The sequence below is a fragment of the Serratia sp. AR11 genome, assembly GCF_056376275.1.
On sequence record NZ_CM150739.1, the window covers coordinates 1,716,882 to 1,734,034 of the forward strand.

General features: G+C 43.2%; 11 protein-coding genes. All 11 read left to right on the forward strand.

All coding sequences use genetic code 11. From position 1 onward, the window contains the following. The first annotated feature begins 54 nt into the window (after positions 1-54). The 11 genes from ACSOSI_RS08195 (at position 55) to ACSOSI_RS08245 (ending at position 17,101) form a co-directional block, all read left to right on the forward strand. Entirely contained in the window at positions 55-1,356 is a 1,302-nt protein-coding gene (locus ACSOSI_RS08195; protein WP_476706853.1) for a flippase, read from the forward strand. Continuing rightward, the gene (locus tag ACSOSI_RS08200) at positions 1,328-2,119 is read left to right on the forward strand and encodes a polysaccharide pyruvyl transferase family protein (RefSeq protein WP_261413057.1); all 792 of its coding nucleotides are present in this window, start codon (positions 1,328-1,330) and stop codon (positions 2,117-2,119) included. The genes ACSOSI_RS08195 and ACSOSI_RS08200 overlap by 29 nt, the downstream gene beginning before the upstream one ends. Positions 2,120-2,143: 24 nt before the next feature. Beyond that, positions 2,144-3,157: a glycosyltransferase family protein gene (locus tag ACSOSI_RS08205; protein ID WP_476706854.1), complete on the forward strand. Its 1,014-nt coding sequence runs from the start codon at positions 2,144-2,146 to the stop codon at positions 3,155-3,157. A gap of 43 nt (positions 3,158-3,200) precedes the next feature. Then, entirely contained in the window at positions 3,201-4,358 is a 1,158-nt protein-coding gene (locus tag ACSOSI_RS08210; protein WP_476706855.1) for a glycosyltransferase family 4 protein, read from the forward strand. Positions 4,359-4,373: 15 nt separating this feature from the next. Continuing rightward, on the forward strand, positions 4,374-5,789 hold the full coding sequence (locus tag ACSOSI_RS08215; RefSeq protein ID WP_476706856.1) for a mannose-1-phosphate guanylyltransferase/mannose-6-phosphate isomerase: 1,416 nt from the start codon (positions 4,374-4,376) through the stop codon (positions 5,787-5,789). Between the two features lie 60 nt (positions 5,790-5,849). Further along, positions 5,850-7,223 (forward strand): phosphomannomutase CpsG, encoded by a 1,374-nt coding sequence (gene cpsG, locus ACSOSI_RS08220; protein ID WP_476706857.1) that lies wholly within the window; start codon positions 5,850-5,852, stop codon positions 7,221-7,223. Between the two features lie 122 nt (positions 7,224-7,345). Next, the gene (gene wcaJ, locus ACSOSI_RS08225) at positions 7,346-8,740 is read left to right on the forward strand and encodes an undecaprenyl-phosphate glucose phosphotransferase (protein WP_476706858.1); all 1,395 of its coding nucleotides are present in this window, start codon (positions 7,346-7,348) and stop codon (positions 8,738-8,740) included. A gap of 81 nt (positions 8,741-8,821) precedes the next feature. After that, complete coding sequence (locus tag ACSOSI_RS08230) at positions 8,822-10,168, forward strand: cellulase family glycosylhydrolase (protein WP_476706859.1); 1,347 nt, start codon at positions 8,822-8,824, stop codon at positions 10,166-10,168. Positions 10,169-10,270: 102 nt separating this feature from the next. Beyond that, positions 10,271-11,341, forward strand: coding sequence for an acyltransferase family protein (locus tag ACSOSI_RS08235; protein ID WP_476706860.1), 1,071 nt, complete (start codon positions 10,271-10,273; stop codon positions 11,339-11,341). Between the two features lie 639 nt (positions 11,342-11,980). After that, on the forward strand, positions 11,981-14,950 hold the full coding sequence (locus ACSOSI_RS08240) for a beta strand repeat-containing protein (RefSeq protein WP_476706861.1): 2,970 nt from the start codon (positions 11,981-11,983) through the stop codon (positions 14,948-14,950). Between the two features lie 384 nt (positions 14,951-15,334). Beyond that, positions 15,335-17,101: a type I secretion system permease/ATPase gene (locus ACSOSI_RS08245; protein WP_261136391.1), complete on the forward strand. Its 1,767-nt coding sequence runs from the start codon at positions 15,335-15,337 to the stop codon at positions 17,099-17,101. Positions 17,102-17,153: the final 52 nt, after the last annotated feature.

Below are 17,153 nucleotides of genomic sequence, written 5' to 3' on the forward strand. Positions count from 1 at the left end.
ATAATTAATTTGTCCCAACGCATTCGAAATATTTTCTCAATGGTTGTGTGAAAAATGAGTAATCTTGTTAAAAATATATTCTATTTGGTTACGGAGAAATTCGCGACGACATTTATTCTTTTGCTTTCTAATGTTATTGTTATCCGTTACCTGGGCGTTGAGGATTTTGGTAAGCTCGCAATTTTTCAACTTTATTATTTACTGGCGGTTACAGTATCTGAGTTTGGGATTCGTAGGGTCTATTCATCACTAAAGTCTCCAAGCCGCGAAGCATTAATATTTAATCAAGCATTTAATATAAAGCTTGCAAGCTCTCTTTTCTTTTTCATTGTTGCTTTCTTATATTTGTATATCAGTAATTATGATATAAAATTTTATGCGCTTTTATTGGCATTTGTAGCTTCACCATTTGAGATATTTACCTATCATTTTGAAGCGAATTTAAAGAATGCAACTCTGGTGAAAATTAGAGTTACTGTTTCTCTCCTTATGGCATTATTGAGAATTTTGCTTTGTTTTACAGGTGAGAACAACTTAATTTATATTATGCTGACATATGCATTCAGTAATCTAATTATTAACTTGCTTTGCGTGTTTGCTACCCGCAAGCACAAAATGAAAATTACCAGAGTGAGAAGTCGGCTTTACCGTTCAGTTATCAGAAAGCACCTGTTCAGTCGCTCACTGTTTTTCTGGATATCAGTAGTTATTGTTCAGTTAAATATGCGAACTGACCAATTTATGTTATCACTTTTGGCTGGTACGGCTAGTGTGGGTATTTATGCGGGCGCATATAAATTAGTAGAGCAACTTCTCACCATACCATCATTGTTGGCTGGAGTTTTTCTTCCTTACATCAGTAAAAGTCAGTCCTTAGACAAAGAAAGGTACCTTGAGAAGCTTTATCTGTACGGTCTGCTTGCCAGCATTCCTATCAGTTTACTACTGGCATTTTCCGCTCCGTGGTTAATTCCATTTTTACTGGGTAAAGAGTTCAGTGCATCAGTTCCTGTTTTTGCTGTATTGATGCTTTCATTGCCAGTATTAGTTATCGTTAACCTCAGTGGCTTATATTACAGTATATTTAAACTCGAACGCTTTGCTATTATACGAAACGCGTTTGGTCTGCTTTTGAGTATCTGTCTTAACTATTTCTTTATAAAAAACTATGGCGCTACTGGTGCTGCAGTTTCCGTGATTATCAGCTACAGTTGTGTTGCCTTTATTATCGAATGGGTTACACCTCAAACACGGAAAAATGCAAATATTAAGCTTAAGGTTTTAATAGACCTTTTAAAACTAAATACCTATCAGGAATTAATTGTTAATGTTAAAGCTAAACTTTTCAAAAAATGACAAATTAAGAGCGCGAGTTTTTTGGTGGGAGCCGAAGGACGGCATCCATAATGCTGGTGACCATTTGGCAAAAGTCATTGTTGAGCAAATGTTGACTCTTAAAGATAAAGGTATCCTTGATAAGAGTAATGCAAAGAACAAATTGCTTTCCATTGGTTCAGTTATGCACTTTGCCAACACTGGGGATTGTGTTTGGGGGACCGGAATTAATGGGAAGATCAGTCATGAGCAAATGAAGTTCAGCAATCTTGATGTGCGTGCTGTACGAGGACCACTAACCCGTGAACTATTGCAAAAGCGTGGTATCTCGGTTCCTGAAGTGTATGGCGATCCAGCATTGCTATTGCCTACTTTTTTCAGTAAAGAACTTCTGACTGATGAATCCTTAAAGCGTGAGATGATCATTATTCCTCATATGAATGAAGATTTTAAAAAATATGAGAAGTACGCAGATGTTCTCTGTTCACCACGGCAAGGTGCATTGGCCTTCACCCAGGCTATTGTGAATAGTAAATTTGTAATTTCCAGCTCTTTGCACGGTGTTATTATTGCTGAGGCGTACGGAATTCCTGCTATTTTCCTTGATGGTAACAGCGGCGAATCCAAGTTCAAGTATGATGATTACTATTTTGGTACGGGAAGAAAAGAATATCCTATTGCTGCTACGATTGAAGAGGCTTTGTCAATGACTCCAGCAAAGCCTATTGATATGCCGACAGTTTCTAAGCGTCTCTTCAAAGCATTCCCATACGATCTCTGGTAATTAATTCGCACCCGCCGATAGCTTATGTTGGCGGTGCTAAATAAAGTTGGTTGTGAAATGAAGATAGCATATTATCCGGAAAACACTGGAACCAATGATTACAGTAACAGATTTAAACATATCCTTTCTCAATTTGGTGAAGTAGAGGGCGTTTCGTTCAAAAGCATTGTTAAGCGCTTCACTAAATTTAAATTTCATAGATATGATGTGATTTTTATCAACTGGCTTGATTCTGGCATTATCGATAATCAAGGTAAGGTAAGAAATTCCTTGATGGTAAAGGCAATCCTGAAAATAATACTCTTCAAGATAGTGGCGAAAAAAGTTATTTATGTTCGTCATAATTTATACCCTCACGGAACTCAAATTGAAGATAGCTCTCGGGCTAAGCGTTATGCTGATTTCTTAATGAAAATATCTGGAATGGGCGTAGTCCATTCACCAGTCGCGGCTACTGTTGATATGCATTATATTCCTCATCCTTTGTATAAAACCGATAATGAATTTATACAAGGAGAGTTATTGAGTGATGATAAGAAGGATAGTTTTGTATTCTTTGGGCGAATCAACAAATATAAAAAGCTGGAAGAGCTAATTACAAAATTCCCTTTGGACAAAAAATTAATCATTGCTGGTAGCTATGATGATGAAAGCTATGTTGAGAAGTTAAAAAGTATTTCGTCCGATAATATATCAATCCTTGCTGGTTATATTGATGATGTTACTGCAGAGAAATTAATTTCATCATCACAAGGATTAATTATTTGTCATGCAGACCCAGACATGATTGTCAGCGGAAGCTTTTTCTATGCATTGTCTGTAAAAAGTCGGATCATTTGTGTGGAAACTGATTTCCTCCGTTGGGCAAACAATATTTTCGGTGATAATGTGGTTTTTTGTTTCAAAGATATCGATGACCTACGTGAGAAAATTAGTTCATTGCCTCCAGTGAAGGAGTTTGATCATGATGTTGTTAAATTAATTAAAGATAATTTTGGGCAGGTTGTTATCACTGAGAAAATTAAATCATTAATTTAATATGTATTGTGATTTTTTATTTTAGAATATGCTGGGAGAGGGTATGCCTGAACAGAAATTGAATGTAGGTGTTGTAGCTGATTGGCTAGTAACCTATGCTGGCGCAGAGCGCGTAATAAAAGAATTTATTGATATATACCCAGACTCCACTCTTTATTCTGTAGTCGATTTCTTATCTGATGCCGCAAGGCAGCAGATTCACAACAAGCATGCAAAAACTACTTTCATACAAAAATTGCCTAAGGCTAAAACCAGCTATCAGAAATATTTGCCACTGATGCCTTTGGCTATAGAGCAACTGGATGTTTCTTCCCATGACGTTGTTTTGTCGAGCAGTCATGCTGTAGCGAAAGGTGTCTTGACAGGGCCAGATCAATTACATATTAGTTACGTACATTCACCGATTCGTTATGCTTGGGATTTACAACATCAGTACCTTCGTGAAGCAAATCTTATTAAGGGGATAAAAGGTAAGTTGGCAAAGTGGTTGTTGCACAAAATTCGGATGTGGGATTACCGCACTGCTAATGGAGTTGATCACTTTATTGCAAATTCGCATTTTATCGCTCGCCGAATCAAAAAGGTTTATGGGCGGGAAGCCGATGTGATTTACCCGCCGGTTGATGTTGACCGATTTTTATTGAATGAAAATAAAGATGATTTTTATTTCACAGCATCCCGTATGGTTCCCTATAAACGTATGGATCTTATCGTTGAGGCGTTTAGCGCAATGCCAGATAAGAAACTCATCGTGATTGGCGATGGTTCTGAGATGGCCAAGATTAAGTCTAAAGCTGGGAAAAATGTTGAGATCCTGGGTTATCAAAGTAATGAAGTGTTGCAGGATCATATGTCGCGAGCCAAGGCCTTTGTTTTCGCCGCGGAAGAGGACTTTGGTATCACGCCGGTTGAGGCTCAGGCGTGTGGAACACCGGTAATCACTTTTGGTAAAGGGGGGGCGTTGGAAACCGTTCGTCCATATGGGGTGGATAATCCAACCGGTATTTTCTTCTTTGAACAAAATGTCCCTTCTTTGGTGGCAGCAGTGCAGCAGTTTGAAAAAATTCAAGACGAAATCAGCCCCGTTGATTGCCGTACGCAGGCATGCAAATTCTCTGCAGAGCGTTTTCGGGCCGAATTGGCTGAATATATAAATGTCAAATGGCATGAGTTTAATACGGCCAAAACCATAAAATACTGATTGGTGAGATTTATCATGAGTAATATTTATCCTGTTATCATGGCTGGCGGCACCGGAAGTCGTTTATGGCCTCTTTCCAGAGAGTTATTCCCTAAACAATTTTTAACGTTGTGTAGCGAGTTTTCTATGCTGCAAACTACGGTGAATCGTCTGGATGGCTTAGAGATATCCAATCCTCTCGTTATTTGTAATGAAGAACACCGTTTCATTGTTGCTGAACAGCTGCGTCAGATTACTCGCTTATCGCACAACATTATTTTGGAACCAGTAGGCCGCAATACTGCACCTGCTATAGCGTTAGCCGCTTTGCAAGCAACTGGCAATGGAGAGGATCCTCTATTGTTGGTTCTGGCTGCAGATCATGTTATTCAAGATGAGAAGACGTTCCGTGATGCTGTTCTTCAGGCGGTTCCATATGCAGACCAGGGTAAGCTGGCTACTTTCGGTATTGTCCCTACGGGCCCGGAAACTGGCTATGGTTACATCCATAAGGGTGAAAGCATTGACGGTTCGGTAACGTGCCAGGTGTCACGCTTTGTAGAAAAACCTAATCTGGCTACAGCGCAGGAATATATTAAAAGCGGAGACTATTTGTGGAATAGCGGCATGTTCTTGTTCAAAGCCAGTCGTTATCTTGAAGAGTTAAATAAATATCGTCCGGATATTCTTGCAGCTTGCCGTCAGGCGTTACAACATACTTCTCCGGATCTGGATTTTGTCCGTGTTGATCGCGAAGCGTTTATCGCTTGTCCGGACGAGTCTATTGACTATGCAGTTATGGAACAAACGGAAGATGCGGTTGTAGTCCCCCTGGATGCTGGTTGGAGCGATGTTGGCTCATGGTCAGCACTATGGGAAATTAGTGAAAAAGATCAGGCAGGTAACACTACTTTTGGTGATGTCATACAGCACGATTGCTCAAATAACTATATCAGGGCTGAACACAAATTAGTGGCGACCGTAGGTGTTGATAATCTGGTAGTGGTTGAGACCAAAGATGCTGTTTTGATCGCTAAGAAGGATAAAGTGCAGGACGTTAAGGAGATTGTAAATCATCTGAAACGTAGCAAGCGTTCTGAAAGTAAACAACATCGTGAAGTGTATCGCCCTTGGGGGAAACACGATGCAATTGCGCAGGGAGATCGTTTCCAGGTACGGAAAATAACGGTCAAACCTGGTGAGAAGTTATCTCTGCAAATGCATCATCATCGCTCCGAACACTGGGTCGTCGTCTCTGGAACGGCGAAAGTGTTCAAGAACGGTACCGTTCAATTCGTGAGTGAAAACGAATCTATTTACATTCCATTAGGCGTCGAACATTCTTTGGAAAACCCAGGGAAAATTGCGTTGGACCTCATTGAAATCCAATCGGGCTCCTATTTGAGCGAAGATGATATTGTTCGATTTGATAATAATGGAAAGTACGATTAATTGCTTTACGTCTCAATTATTAGAACGTAAATGTGTAACATTTTTGGTAAGGATTTTCAGATGGCTCAAATTTTAACCTGTTTTAAAGCATACGACATTCGTGGTCGATTAGGCGAAGAGCTGAACGCAGATATTGCCTATCGTATTGGTCGTGCATATGGCGAATTTTTAAAGCCTAAAGAAGTTGTGGTGGGCGGCGATGTCCGTTTAACCAGTGAGGAATTGAAACTTGCACTGGCAGATGGTCTGCGTGACGCTGGTGTTGATGTGCTTGATATCGGGCTAAGCGGTACTGAAGAGATTTATTTCGCTACTTTTCATTTAGGTATTGATGGCGGAATCGAAGTTACTGCCAGCCATAATCCTATGGATTACAATGGGATGAAACTGGTGAGTAGCCAGGCGAAACCCATCAGTGGTGATACTGGATTGCGCGATATTCAGAAACTGGCTGAAGAGAACCGTTTTACTCCGGTTACCCCTGACACTCGCGGTACTTATCGACAAATATCTATTGAAGAAGCTTATGTCGAGCATTTGCTTGGCTACGTTGATTTTAAGAATCTGAAACCGCTAAAACTTGTTATCAATTCCGGCAATGGTGCTGCAGGGCATGTGATTGATGCTATTGAGGCACGGTTCAAAAACTTGAATGTTCCTGTCGAATTTATCAAGGTACATCACCTGCCTGATGGCAACTTCCCAAATGGTATCCCAAATCCTCTACTGCCTGAATGTCGGGAAGATACAGCACAAGCTGTACGTAAACATAAAGCAGATATGGGGATCGCGTTCGATGGTGATTTCGATCGCTGCTTCCTGTTCGATGAGAACGGGGGCTTCATTGAGGGCTATTATATTGTAGGTCTATTGGCTGCCGCGTTCCTGGAAAAAGAAGCCGGTGCTAAAATCATTCACGACCCACGTTTGAGTTGGAACACTATTGACGTAGTTGCCGCTAGTGGTGGGGTGCCAGTAATGTCAAAAACGGGCCATGCCTTTATCAAGGAACGCATGCGTAAAGAAGATGCAGTTTATGGTGGGGAAATGAGTGCCCATCACTATTTCCGTGAGTTCTCTTACTGTGACAGCGGGATGATTCCGTGGTTACTGGTTGCAGAACTGGTTTGCCTCAAAAATTTGACACTTGGGCAACTGGTTAAAGATCGTATGTCTGCATATCCTGCTTCTGGTGAGATCAACAGCCAGTTACAAGACCCTCAATCGGCAATCAAAAAGGTATTGGAGCGTTATCAACCTGATGCCTTATTGTTCGATCAAACCGATGGTATCAGTCTTGAGTTTGCAGACTGGCGTTTTAACCTTCGCAGTTCCAATACAGAACCAGTGGTGCGCCTCAACGTTGAATCGCGGGCAAACCCATTATTGATGAAGCAGAAAACAGAAGAGATCCTTGCCTTACTACGCAGTTAAACTCTGTAATTACGCTATATTGAAAGCCTGGGTCATGAACTGCCCAGGTTTTATAGGAATATAGTTTGCAGAGAAAACTAACAAAAGGCATCTATACTATGATAGTGAATAGGCCGTTATCTATGAATGGTTTCCGTCGTGGGAGTTTTCATACCAATGCATCCCTGACATCAATGTTGCAACGATTTTCAGATATTTTTATCGTTTTCTGCGGGCTTTACTTATCCTGCCTTATGTCTGGTACCCGATTCTCAATGCAACACTGGGTCATGGTGTTAACTTCAATTGTTATTTTCCAGATGATAGGTGGTATTACTGATTTTTATCGTTCTTGGCGCGGTGTTCGTGCAGGATTAGAAATTCAGCTGATTTTGCAAAACTGGACGATAAGCTTATTGTTGACTTCTGGTGCTGTTGCTTTTGTTAACGACTTTAGTAACGAATATATCGTTTATATCCAGTGGTATCTGCTTGTTTGCTGCGGATTGGTGATCACACGTAGTACTATCCGCTTGATGCTAGGTTATATGCGTAATTTGGGGTTTAACACTCGCAATGTAGCTATTATGGGATCAATGCCGGTTGGGATTCGTTTGGCGGAAACGTTACGTGATGCACACTGGATGGGGTTCCGCGTTCTGGGCATTTATGATGATAGCGAAGAACCATTAAACGCTCTGGTTGAACGACGTGGTAATTTGGCACAACTTATTGAAGATGCAAAATGCGGTCGTATTGACCGTATTTATATTGCTATGTCGATGGAGCAAGAGAAATTAATAAAAGATACGGTTTCTGAGCTTTCAGATACTACATGCTCGGTAATGTTGATTCCTGATATTTTCACTTTTAATATTTTGCAGTCACGTTCAGAGGAAATCAATGGTGTGCCGGTGGTATCATTGTTTGATACACCTATGAGCGGCGTTAATCAGGTTATTAAGCGTGTAGAGGATATTGTCCTTTCAATATTTATTCTTCTGTTTATTTCCCCTGTTTTATTGCTTATTTCTGCTATGGTGAAGTTCACTTCTCATGGTCCCGTGATTTTCAAACAACGTCGATATGGCATGGACGGGAAAGCAATAGAGGTATGGAAGTTCCGTTCAATGAAGGTTATGGAGAATGGCGATAAGGTCATTCAGGCAACAAAAGGCGATGTCAGGATTACGCCTGTCGGTGCTTTCCTTCGCCGCACATCTTTAGATGAGTTACCACAATTTATTAACGTACTGAAAGGGGATATGTCAATTGTTGGGCCTCGTCCTCATGCCGTTGCGCATAATGAACAGTACCGCAAGTTAATTAAAGGTTATATGCTACGTCACAAAATGAAACCTGGAATTACCGGTTGGGCTCAGATAAATGGTTGGCGTGGCGAGACGGATACATTAGATAAAATGGAAAAACGCGTTGAGTTTGACCTTGATTATATCCGTAACTGGAGTGTTTGGTTAGACGTGAAAATTGTTTTCCTGACAATATTTAAAGGATTTATCAGTAAAACGGCCTATTAGTTTTCTGATGAGTATACATCAATGCCTGGCTCCTTAGTTTTTAAAACTCATGAGTAGTACTTTTTTATTCAGGAGGTTAAGTTGATATTTCAGCCAAACACGGGTCATTGTCTTTCTGGCCGTTATACCAGAATGGTTAAAGCATTGGCAGCGGCAGGTATCATGCTGCTGGGATCCTACCAGGGTGCTAATGCTTTTGAGATTGGGGTGAATGTTCATTTACGGAACTACCCTAAGCCGACAGATAATTATCTTACCCTTATTAAAGATTATGGGTTTACGTCATTTCGCACTGGGTTCCTGTGGGGAATGGTTGAAAGGACATCTGGCGATTTCAAAGTTGTCGGACCTCTTATCAAAGAAGATGATGCATTCCAGCAAGGCGTTTCCAAATATGGATTGAATTCATTACTTATACTTGCTTATGGTAATGCCGCTTACAATGTTCCTGATTATCCAACCACTCCTGAAGCCATCGATGGGTTTGCCAACTATGCTTATTGGACCGCCAAACGCTTCAAGGGCAAGGTAAAGTACTATGAGGTTTGGAATGAGTGGACCGTGGGCACTGGGCTGAAAAAGAAAACAGGGGTTCCTCCTCCTGAGGTTTTTGCACAATTAGTGAAGAAAACATCGGCTGCTATTAAACGTGCTGACCCCGATGCAATTGTGATGGCGGGTTCTCTTAACCCTTTGGGGCAACGGGGTATTAGCTGGTTTGATAAGTTAATGGAATTAGGGATACTGAATGATATCGATGCTATATCACTGCATCCTTATTCGTATCGTAATGAAGATATGGCGTTAAGAAACCCCGAGGATAATCTTGCCGGCATTGATAAATTTGAAGCCAGAGTAAGAGCATTCTCCAAAAAAACAGTTCCTTTATATATTACTGAAATGGGTGTTCCAACATATAATGGACCTGGTGGTTTGAGTAATGCCGCTGCCGCTCAATATATCGTAAAATACACTATGTTGGCAAAATCGCGCCCCTATATTAAAGGGGTGTGGTGGTACGATCTTATTGACGACGGAGATAATCCAAAAATAAATGAACATCGATTTGGCTTGTTGGATAGAAAGGAGAAACCGAAAGCAGCGGCATTGGCTTATGAAAAGATCGCCAAAGTTGCACGCGATTATAGCGTGAGTGATTATAAGGTATCTGCTGATGGAGTGATTAGCATTGCGCTTAAAGGGCAAGGTAATCAGTATGCGATGCTGTCTTGGCAGAAGTCCAAGGTCGCGCAATCTTCAGAGCAACCAAGTGGCTTGAGATCCTTAATGAGTAGTGTAACAGGGCCGTCACCAGAAAAGCCTGATGTAAATCCTCTCGTTGAGATCAATAACCAGAAAATGACATTACAGGGTGATACTCCTGTATTAGTCTTGTCTGATAAGCCTATAGCTGTGCCAACACGTTGACATTTATTTTTTAATTAGGTGTTACTATTTTGTTCTTCATTCTATTTTATTGTTTTTTTAAATATGACCGAGAAGCACTTTGCTCACAATCAGGTGGTTTCTATGCAGGTTATTGAAAAATTGCAAACCGCCGCTGATAATAAAACTCCCGCTCGTCTGGATTATGTTGACTCGATACGAGGAATCGCGGCAATTAGTGTCGTTATTGCTCATTTTCTGGTGCCTATCTACGGGTACGATAAATTTATTTTTTCCCATGTGTTTGATCTCGGGAAAATAGGTGTTGTGTTATTTTTTATTATCAGCGGATTTATCATACCTTTTAGTTTTAGAAGGGAAAATGGTGGGGTGCAGGCATTCTTTATCTCACGATTTTTTAGGCTTTATCCAGGTTATTGGTTTTCCTTATTATTGTATTTGGTAGTGTCTCACGCTTTGGGTATGCAATTCCCATGGCATCAGATCTTTGCCAATATTACGATGTTCCAGACAGCATTACGTGTGAAAGATATTGTGGGTGTTTATTGGACTCTCTTTATCGAACTTGTTTTTTATTTCATGTGCGTATGTTCATTCATTTTGGGCCTGCTTAATAAAGTCCGGTTTAACTTCATATCTTCCCTTGTCATGTTGGTTATTGCCTTGGCTTTAGCCATTGCCAGACGCAAGTTGGATGAAGCGTTTCCTGTCGCTTTGCCCTTGGCTCTCTCATTGATGATGTTTGGTGGTTTATGGCGCTCATATCTACTTGATGGCGATTTAATTGCCAAAAAACTGGCTACGTACTACATCGCTGTTTATGTCTGTGTGATTCCAATAGTGAGTTTCTTTTCTTATGGAACTGAACCTGGCCATACAATGCGTTATACAGTGACATATTATCTTAGCATGTTAATTTTTATCGCTCTGACGACTCGTTTTAGGATCCATAACAAGTTTATGGTTTGGCTGGGGGTGATCAGTTACTCAGTTTATCTTATTCATCCAAGTTTATTGATAGTTTACGAACATTTCACTGCTGATTTTTCTAACTTCAGTCGATATCTGCTGGGAAGCATCGGTATTCTTCTGACGCTGCCTGCGTCATATTTGGTATATAGATTTATCGAGCTGCCCTCTATCAATCTTGGGCGTCGTGTAAAGTCTAGCATGATTAAAGTTGCTCAACTTTGATTCCATTCGTTGTTAAGTATTCTGGATAGTTGGGTAGATGATAATATCAAAAAGCACCGTCGTATCTCTTTACGATGGTGCTTTTTTTTTGCCAATTTTCGGGTTTTTATAATTTTTTCAATATGTTATTGCTTTTTTGTCATGCTAGATAATTTGTTGAGCCAAAAAATTTGCCACTTCACCCATTTACTCCATCTTAAGTCGTCAACTACTTCATGTTGTCCCCGTCAATATACCCGCCTTTTTAGTAAGGTTTTTGCGCTTGATTGGCGTTGTTAACCCTATCGCTAACTATTCATATATTGAATGTGTGGTCTTTTATTGACGCCTTTCAGTAATGTTAAAAATCCTTGCTTACCATAATGTTAACACCTATACCGATGTTTTTATTCGAAGTAATAATAATCTCATGTCTTATCTTGACAGAACCTGCTTTCAGCTACTTTACTAATTTTATAACTATGGGCGCTTAAAGGAGTTATTTAAATAGTTTTTAATTTCATTGCTATTAATTCAGTGTTGAGTCTATGTGCAAGCCCAAACCTCTTTTAAGTCAGTGGCTAAGTTAGCATTACTGGTATTCAAGAGTTGTATGGGATCTATTTTTTACCTTAATTTTACTTAGGTTAGGAGTTTTTTATGGCTTCTTTAGTATCTCAGCATCAGGCAGCGGCTATCTTTTACTCGGTATTGGGACGTACTCCTTCTTTGACCGAGATCGATACTTATGGGCAACAACTTCAAACTGGTGCCAAAACGCCTGCACAGCTAGCACAAGCGTTTATTAGCTCTTCGTCAGGGGCAGCATTGTATGGCGGGAAAACTGACTCGGAAATTTTGCAAATTATTTATACCCGTGAGCATGGCGCTGCGGCTACAGGTCAGCAACTGACAGATTATCTGGCGGCTAACGGGTTGAGCTCTGCAGTTTCTAATGTAGTCAATGAGTTACTTAATTATTCTGGCAGCGATTCGACGTTGCTGTCTCAGCAAGCTGCATTTGAAAATAAAATCGATACGCTACTGTACCCTTCAACGGCGACTAGTGCTTTGGGGCAGGGGGCATCGGATATTCAGGCAATTTTGTATGTGGTCGGTTCTACCGCCACTGCTGATGCAGTGAACTATTTCGGGGCAAAAATCAATGCTGGCATGACTCTGACTCAGGCTGCAGCGGCGAACATCAGCGGCCGTACTTATCTCACTTCGCTGACTGATGACGCGTTTATCGCCCGTCTTTTCCAATTCGGTTATGAACGTGCACCTACGCCTGCGGAGGCTTCAAGCTATCTTTCTTTGTTGCAGGGTGGCGCTACTCGTGCTGATGTGTTGGTAGATATTATTCAAGCCTTAAGAGGTACTGTTGGTGCTGGGGATCAAACCGCTCAGCAGCACTTTAACAGCGCTACAACCGTCTACCAGGCAGGGCATCTTCCTGGATTGTCGTACCAGGAGCAGGTAGCCGCCGTTTATCTGGGAGTTGCCGAACGTGGTGTTGATGCTTCGGGTCTGGATACCTGGAGCAAACAAATGGCCGCCGGTACCTCCTACAGTACTTTGATTGGCAAGTTGGTTGGTTCTGCCGAATTCCAACGCAAAGGTGGTCAACTGACTGGCGATGACTTCATTCAGCATGTTTTCAGTGCTGTGCATGGTGTCGCGGCGACAGCTGGACAATTGGCGACATATAGTGCTCTTGGAAGCGATAAATCATTAATCACTCAAGCGATTATCAACGATCTGCGTACCTCTACGGCGACCGATGCTGCCACCGTAACCCAGCAGCACGGTTTTGAATTTGATATCGGTACCAGTCTGCTGTACAAAACGGCTGCATCACTGACTACCACTGCGGCTGGCGGCAATGCCACCGGTACTGTTAACACCGGTGCTTCACACCAGATTAGCAATGCCGAAACTGCGGTATTGACTGATGTTCAGCTTGCCGCTAACGCAGCCAGCGTTGTTAACCTGAAGTTCGCCGATCATCTGGCGAATCTGACCATTAACGGCACCAGCGCGGCGACGGTTAACCTGTCTGACAACGGTGTCAATCCGGGTGTCGATATTACCGTCAATAACGGCAACGTTATTCTGAATGCCAGCTCGGGTGCAGATGATGTCCTGGTCACCGCTGCGGCAACTGTTGCTACCGCTACTGGTGATTTTAATCTGGGGGCAGGTAATGACTCACTGAAATGGTTGGGTAATGCGGCGGTTGGCGGTGCCAACACCGTCGGCGCTGGCATTTCTGGCAACGGCGGCGATGGTATTGATACCATTTCTGCCAACTTCATTACCAAAAACGTGGTGATGTCAGGTAACGCGATTGTCCGCACCGCGACGATTACCAGCAATGCTTCGCAGTTCACCAATTTTGAGAAAATTGACCTGGCTGGCTACATCGGCAAAGCAACGGTTAACACTGGCTCCACAGCGGCAAACCACACCTTTGACTTTGGCTTGCTAACCGGTAATGCAGTTTCTGAATCCAGCACTACCGGTTTGACCAACAACGTCGTTCAGGCTGCTACCTCCAACATTGGCTCACAAGGTTTTGTGTTGTCTGGCTTGGCTGAAGCAGTGAAAGTGATTAATGCTGCCGGCGGTAACTCCGCGCAGTTGGAAGTGACCGGTAATGCGACGGCGGCAAGCAGCGTGGAAATTACTTTCCTGCAGAATGCCACTAACCACTTTAACGTCACTTTCGATGCCGTTAGCTCAACCGATGTGAATGCAGGCTCCCTGGCACTGAACAGCAGCAGCAGCCTGTTGTTGCCAACTGCACTGAGCACGCTGAACATTGCGTCTGGCGGTACCGGTAGTTTTGACAATATCTTGTCACTGACTGGCACAAATGCTCAGGTACAGAACATTGCTGTTACAGGCGATCACTTACTGGATCTGACTGTGGGCAGTGGTTTTAGCAACGTGCGTGATATTAACGCATCTGCTAATACTGGCGGTTTGGATCTGAACTCAAACCATGCCGGTACCGGTGACGGTATCATCGTTCAGTTGCTGAACATTCTGCCACTGAGTGCGGTCACTACGGGGCTGTTGGCGCCAGTACTGACCGCTTTGGGTCTGAATGGTTATCAACTGACTGTTGAGGGTACCGGGACTACGGATAGCTTCAACGTTCTGGGTAACACCACCTTGGCCGGTGGCAACGGTGTGAATACCTATGAATTGAAGTCCAGTACTACGCAGGCCGGTGTCACCATTACCGACTTTGATAGCGCCAAAGACAAGATTGTTGACGCTGCTTCTGCTTTGACCATTTCTGGTGATACCAGCGGTACTGCGGTAGCGGATTACGGCACCCGTGCTTCCGATACTCTGGATGCCCTGCTGGGGACTCTGGTTGGCGGCCTGACCAACGGCGTTATCGGCCTGTTGGGCGGTATCCTTGGCCTGGGCAGCAGCAACGCGTTGACCGCGAAAGTGGGCGTCGCGTCTGTGGTCTTCGGTGGTTCGGGTGATAATGCCAGCTCCTATGTGATTATTGATAACAACGATAACCACACATTGGATACCAACGACAGCGTGGTTTACCTGACTGGGCAAAACCATCAGCAACTGTTGGATACTCTGCATTACGCGTGAGTGTAAACTCAGTAGAGAAATAGTTTCCATGGAAACTGTTAGTCATTAAATAATACGGGGAGGTTAATCTCCCCGTTTTTTATTTTGTGATCGGAGTCATCGTCTTTAACTTATTCTTTCTAACAATAATTCCCCTGCGTTTTTTATGCCATTTATCTTTTTGTTTTCGCTGGTTTTGCTGGGTTTGAGCCACAAAGTTTTTTTTGTGTGCCGCCTTGCCGATATCCACTTTCTCTACCTATAGTTAAAAAAAGTATCTGCAGTCTCGAGCATGTTTGAGGGGGCTTCTTTAGGATTTTCTTTATTTTTAATTATTTTTAAGAATTTCCTTAGAAGAAATCAATGCGGATTGGACTGACAGTGCACATGATGTAAGGGCAGAAAGTGAATCAATTTATACCGCGTAATGAAATTGCGGATGTTATACGGACACGCAGTAAAATCTTCTGGACCGTTGGCATATTCACCGCATTTATAAATTTATTAATGTTAGTTCCCTCTGTCTATATGTTGCAGGTCTACGACAGGGTACTTCCTTCACGTAATGAAATCACTTTGCTGATGTTAACGCTGATTATGCTGGGAATGTTCGGCATGATGGCGCTTCTTGAGTATGTCCGTAGCATGGTTGTAATCCGTATCGGCAGTCAGTTGGATATGCGATTAAACACCCGTGTTTACACCGCGGCCTATGAATCCAATCTGAAAAATGGCTCTTCCGACGCAGGGCAAATGCTGGGTGATTTGACCACCGTACGGCAGTTCCTGACCGGTAGCGCATTGTTTGCGTTCTTCGATGCGCCCTGGTTCCCGATTTACCTGTTGGTGATTTTCCTGTTTAACCCGTGGTTGGGATTGTTCGCCCTGGTTGGCTCACTGCTGCTGGTTGCGTTGGCGGTGGTCAACGAAATGGTTTCCAAGAAACCGTTGGGAGAAGCCAGCAAGTTATCGATCATGTCCAGCAGTTTGGCGAGTACAAATTTGCGTAATGCCGAAGTGATCGAGGCATTGGGCATGCTACCTAATCTAAAGCGCCGCTGGTTCGGTTTGCATCAGAGATTTCTGAATAGCCAACGTGTCGCCAGCGAGCGTGCCACTACCGTTACCTCCATAACCAAGTTTGTTCGTCTTTCGTTGCAATCCCTGGTGCTGGGACTGGGTGGCTGGTTGGCGATAGATGGCCATATTACCCCCGGCATGATGATTGCCGGTTCTATCCTGATGGGACGTACACTGGCACCTATCGAACAGGTGATCAACGTTTGGAAGAGCTGGAGCTCTGCCAAACTCTCCTATCAGCGCCTGGTGAAATTACTGGATAAACATCCGCCACGCGGTATGGGTATGTCTTTGCCGCGGCCGGAAGGGGTCATCTCTGTTGAAGGTGTCACTGCCACGCCTCCGGGCTCCAAAGGCGATGCGGTATTACATAATGTCAGCTTCGCGATCCAGCCGGGTGACGTACTGGGGATTATCGGGCCAAGCGCTTCCGGTAAGTCCACGTTGGCGCGTTTGTTGGTAGGTATCTGGCCGGTCAGCGAAGGTATTGTGCGGCTTGATAATGCCGACATTTACCAATGGAACAAAGACGAACTGGGGCCATTCATCGGTTATCTGCCGCAGGATATCGAACTGTTCGCCGGCAGCATTGCCGAGAACATCGCTCGTTTTAACGACATCGATTCTGAGAAAGTGATTGAAGCCGCCAAGTTGGCCGGAGTCCATGAGCTGATCCTGCGTTTTCCTAATGGCTATGATTCGATCATTGGCAATGGCGGGGCGGGATTATCCGGCGGACAGAAGCAGCGTATTGGCCTGGCCCGTGCGCTGTATGGCGATCCTTCCCTGATCGTATTGGATGAACCCAATTCCAATCTGGATGATGCCGGTGAAAAAGCGTTGAATCAGGCGATCCTGTTCCTTAAACAGCGTAATAAAACGGTGATCCTGATTACCCATCGAACCAACCTGTTGTCGATGACCACCAAGCTGCTGCTGTTAGTGAACGGTACCGTCAATGCGTTTGGACCAACTCAGCAGGTGCTGCAAGCGTTGGCCAATGCGCAGAAGGCGCAAACTCCACAGCAGGCGGTGCGCGCAGTCAACTCCGAGCCGGACGAAGGCAATATTCCAAAAACTCAAATTAATTAAGCTGTGTACTTGCCGGGCGGCGCCAAAATGCCGCCTGCAGTCAAAGGAGTTG

Excerpts from the sequence above, each read along its gene's own strand:
- wcaJ (WP_476706858.1), top strand. The coding sequence starts at position 7,346 with ATGAATGGTTTCCGTCGTGGGAGTTTTCATACCAATGCATCCCTGACA.
- ACSOSI_RS08195 (WP_476706853.1), top strand. The coding sequence starts at position 55 with ATGAGTAATCTTGTTAAAAATATATTCTATTTGGTTACGGAGAAATTC.
- ACSOSI_RS08210 (WP_476706855.1), top strand. The coding sequence starts at position 3,201 with ATGCCTGAACAGAAATTGAATGTAGGTGTTGTAGCTGATTGGCTAGTA.
- ACSOSI_RS08215 (WP_476706856.1), top strand. The coding sequence starts at position 4,374 with ATGAGTAATATTTATCCTGTTATCATGGCTGGCGGCACCGGAAGTCGT.
- cpsG (WP_476706857.1), top strand. The coding sequence starts at position 5,850 with ATGGCTCAAATTTTAACCTGTTTTAAAGCATACGACATTCGTGGTCGA.
- ACSOSI_RS08240 (WP_476706861.1), top strand. The coding sequence starts at position 11,981 with ATGGCTTCTTTAGTATCTCAGCATCAGGCAGCGGCTATCTTTTACTCG.
- ACSOSI_RS08205 (WP_476706854.1), top strand. The coding sequence starts at position 2,144 with ATGTTGGCGGTGCTAAATAAAGTTGGTTGTGAAATGAAGATAGCATAT.
- ACSOSI_RS08235 (WP_476706860.1), top strand. The coding sequence starts at position 10,271 with ATGCAGGTTATTGAAAAATTGCAAACCGCCGCTGATAATAAAACTCCC.
- ACSOSI_RS08200 (WP_261413057.1), top strand. The coding sequence starts at position 1,328 with ATGTTAAAGCTAAACTTTTCAAAAAATGACAAATTAAGAGCGCGAGTT.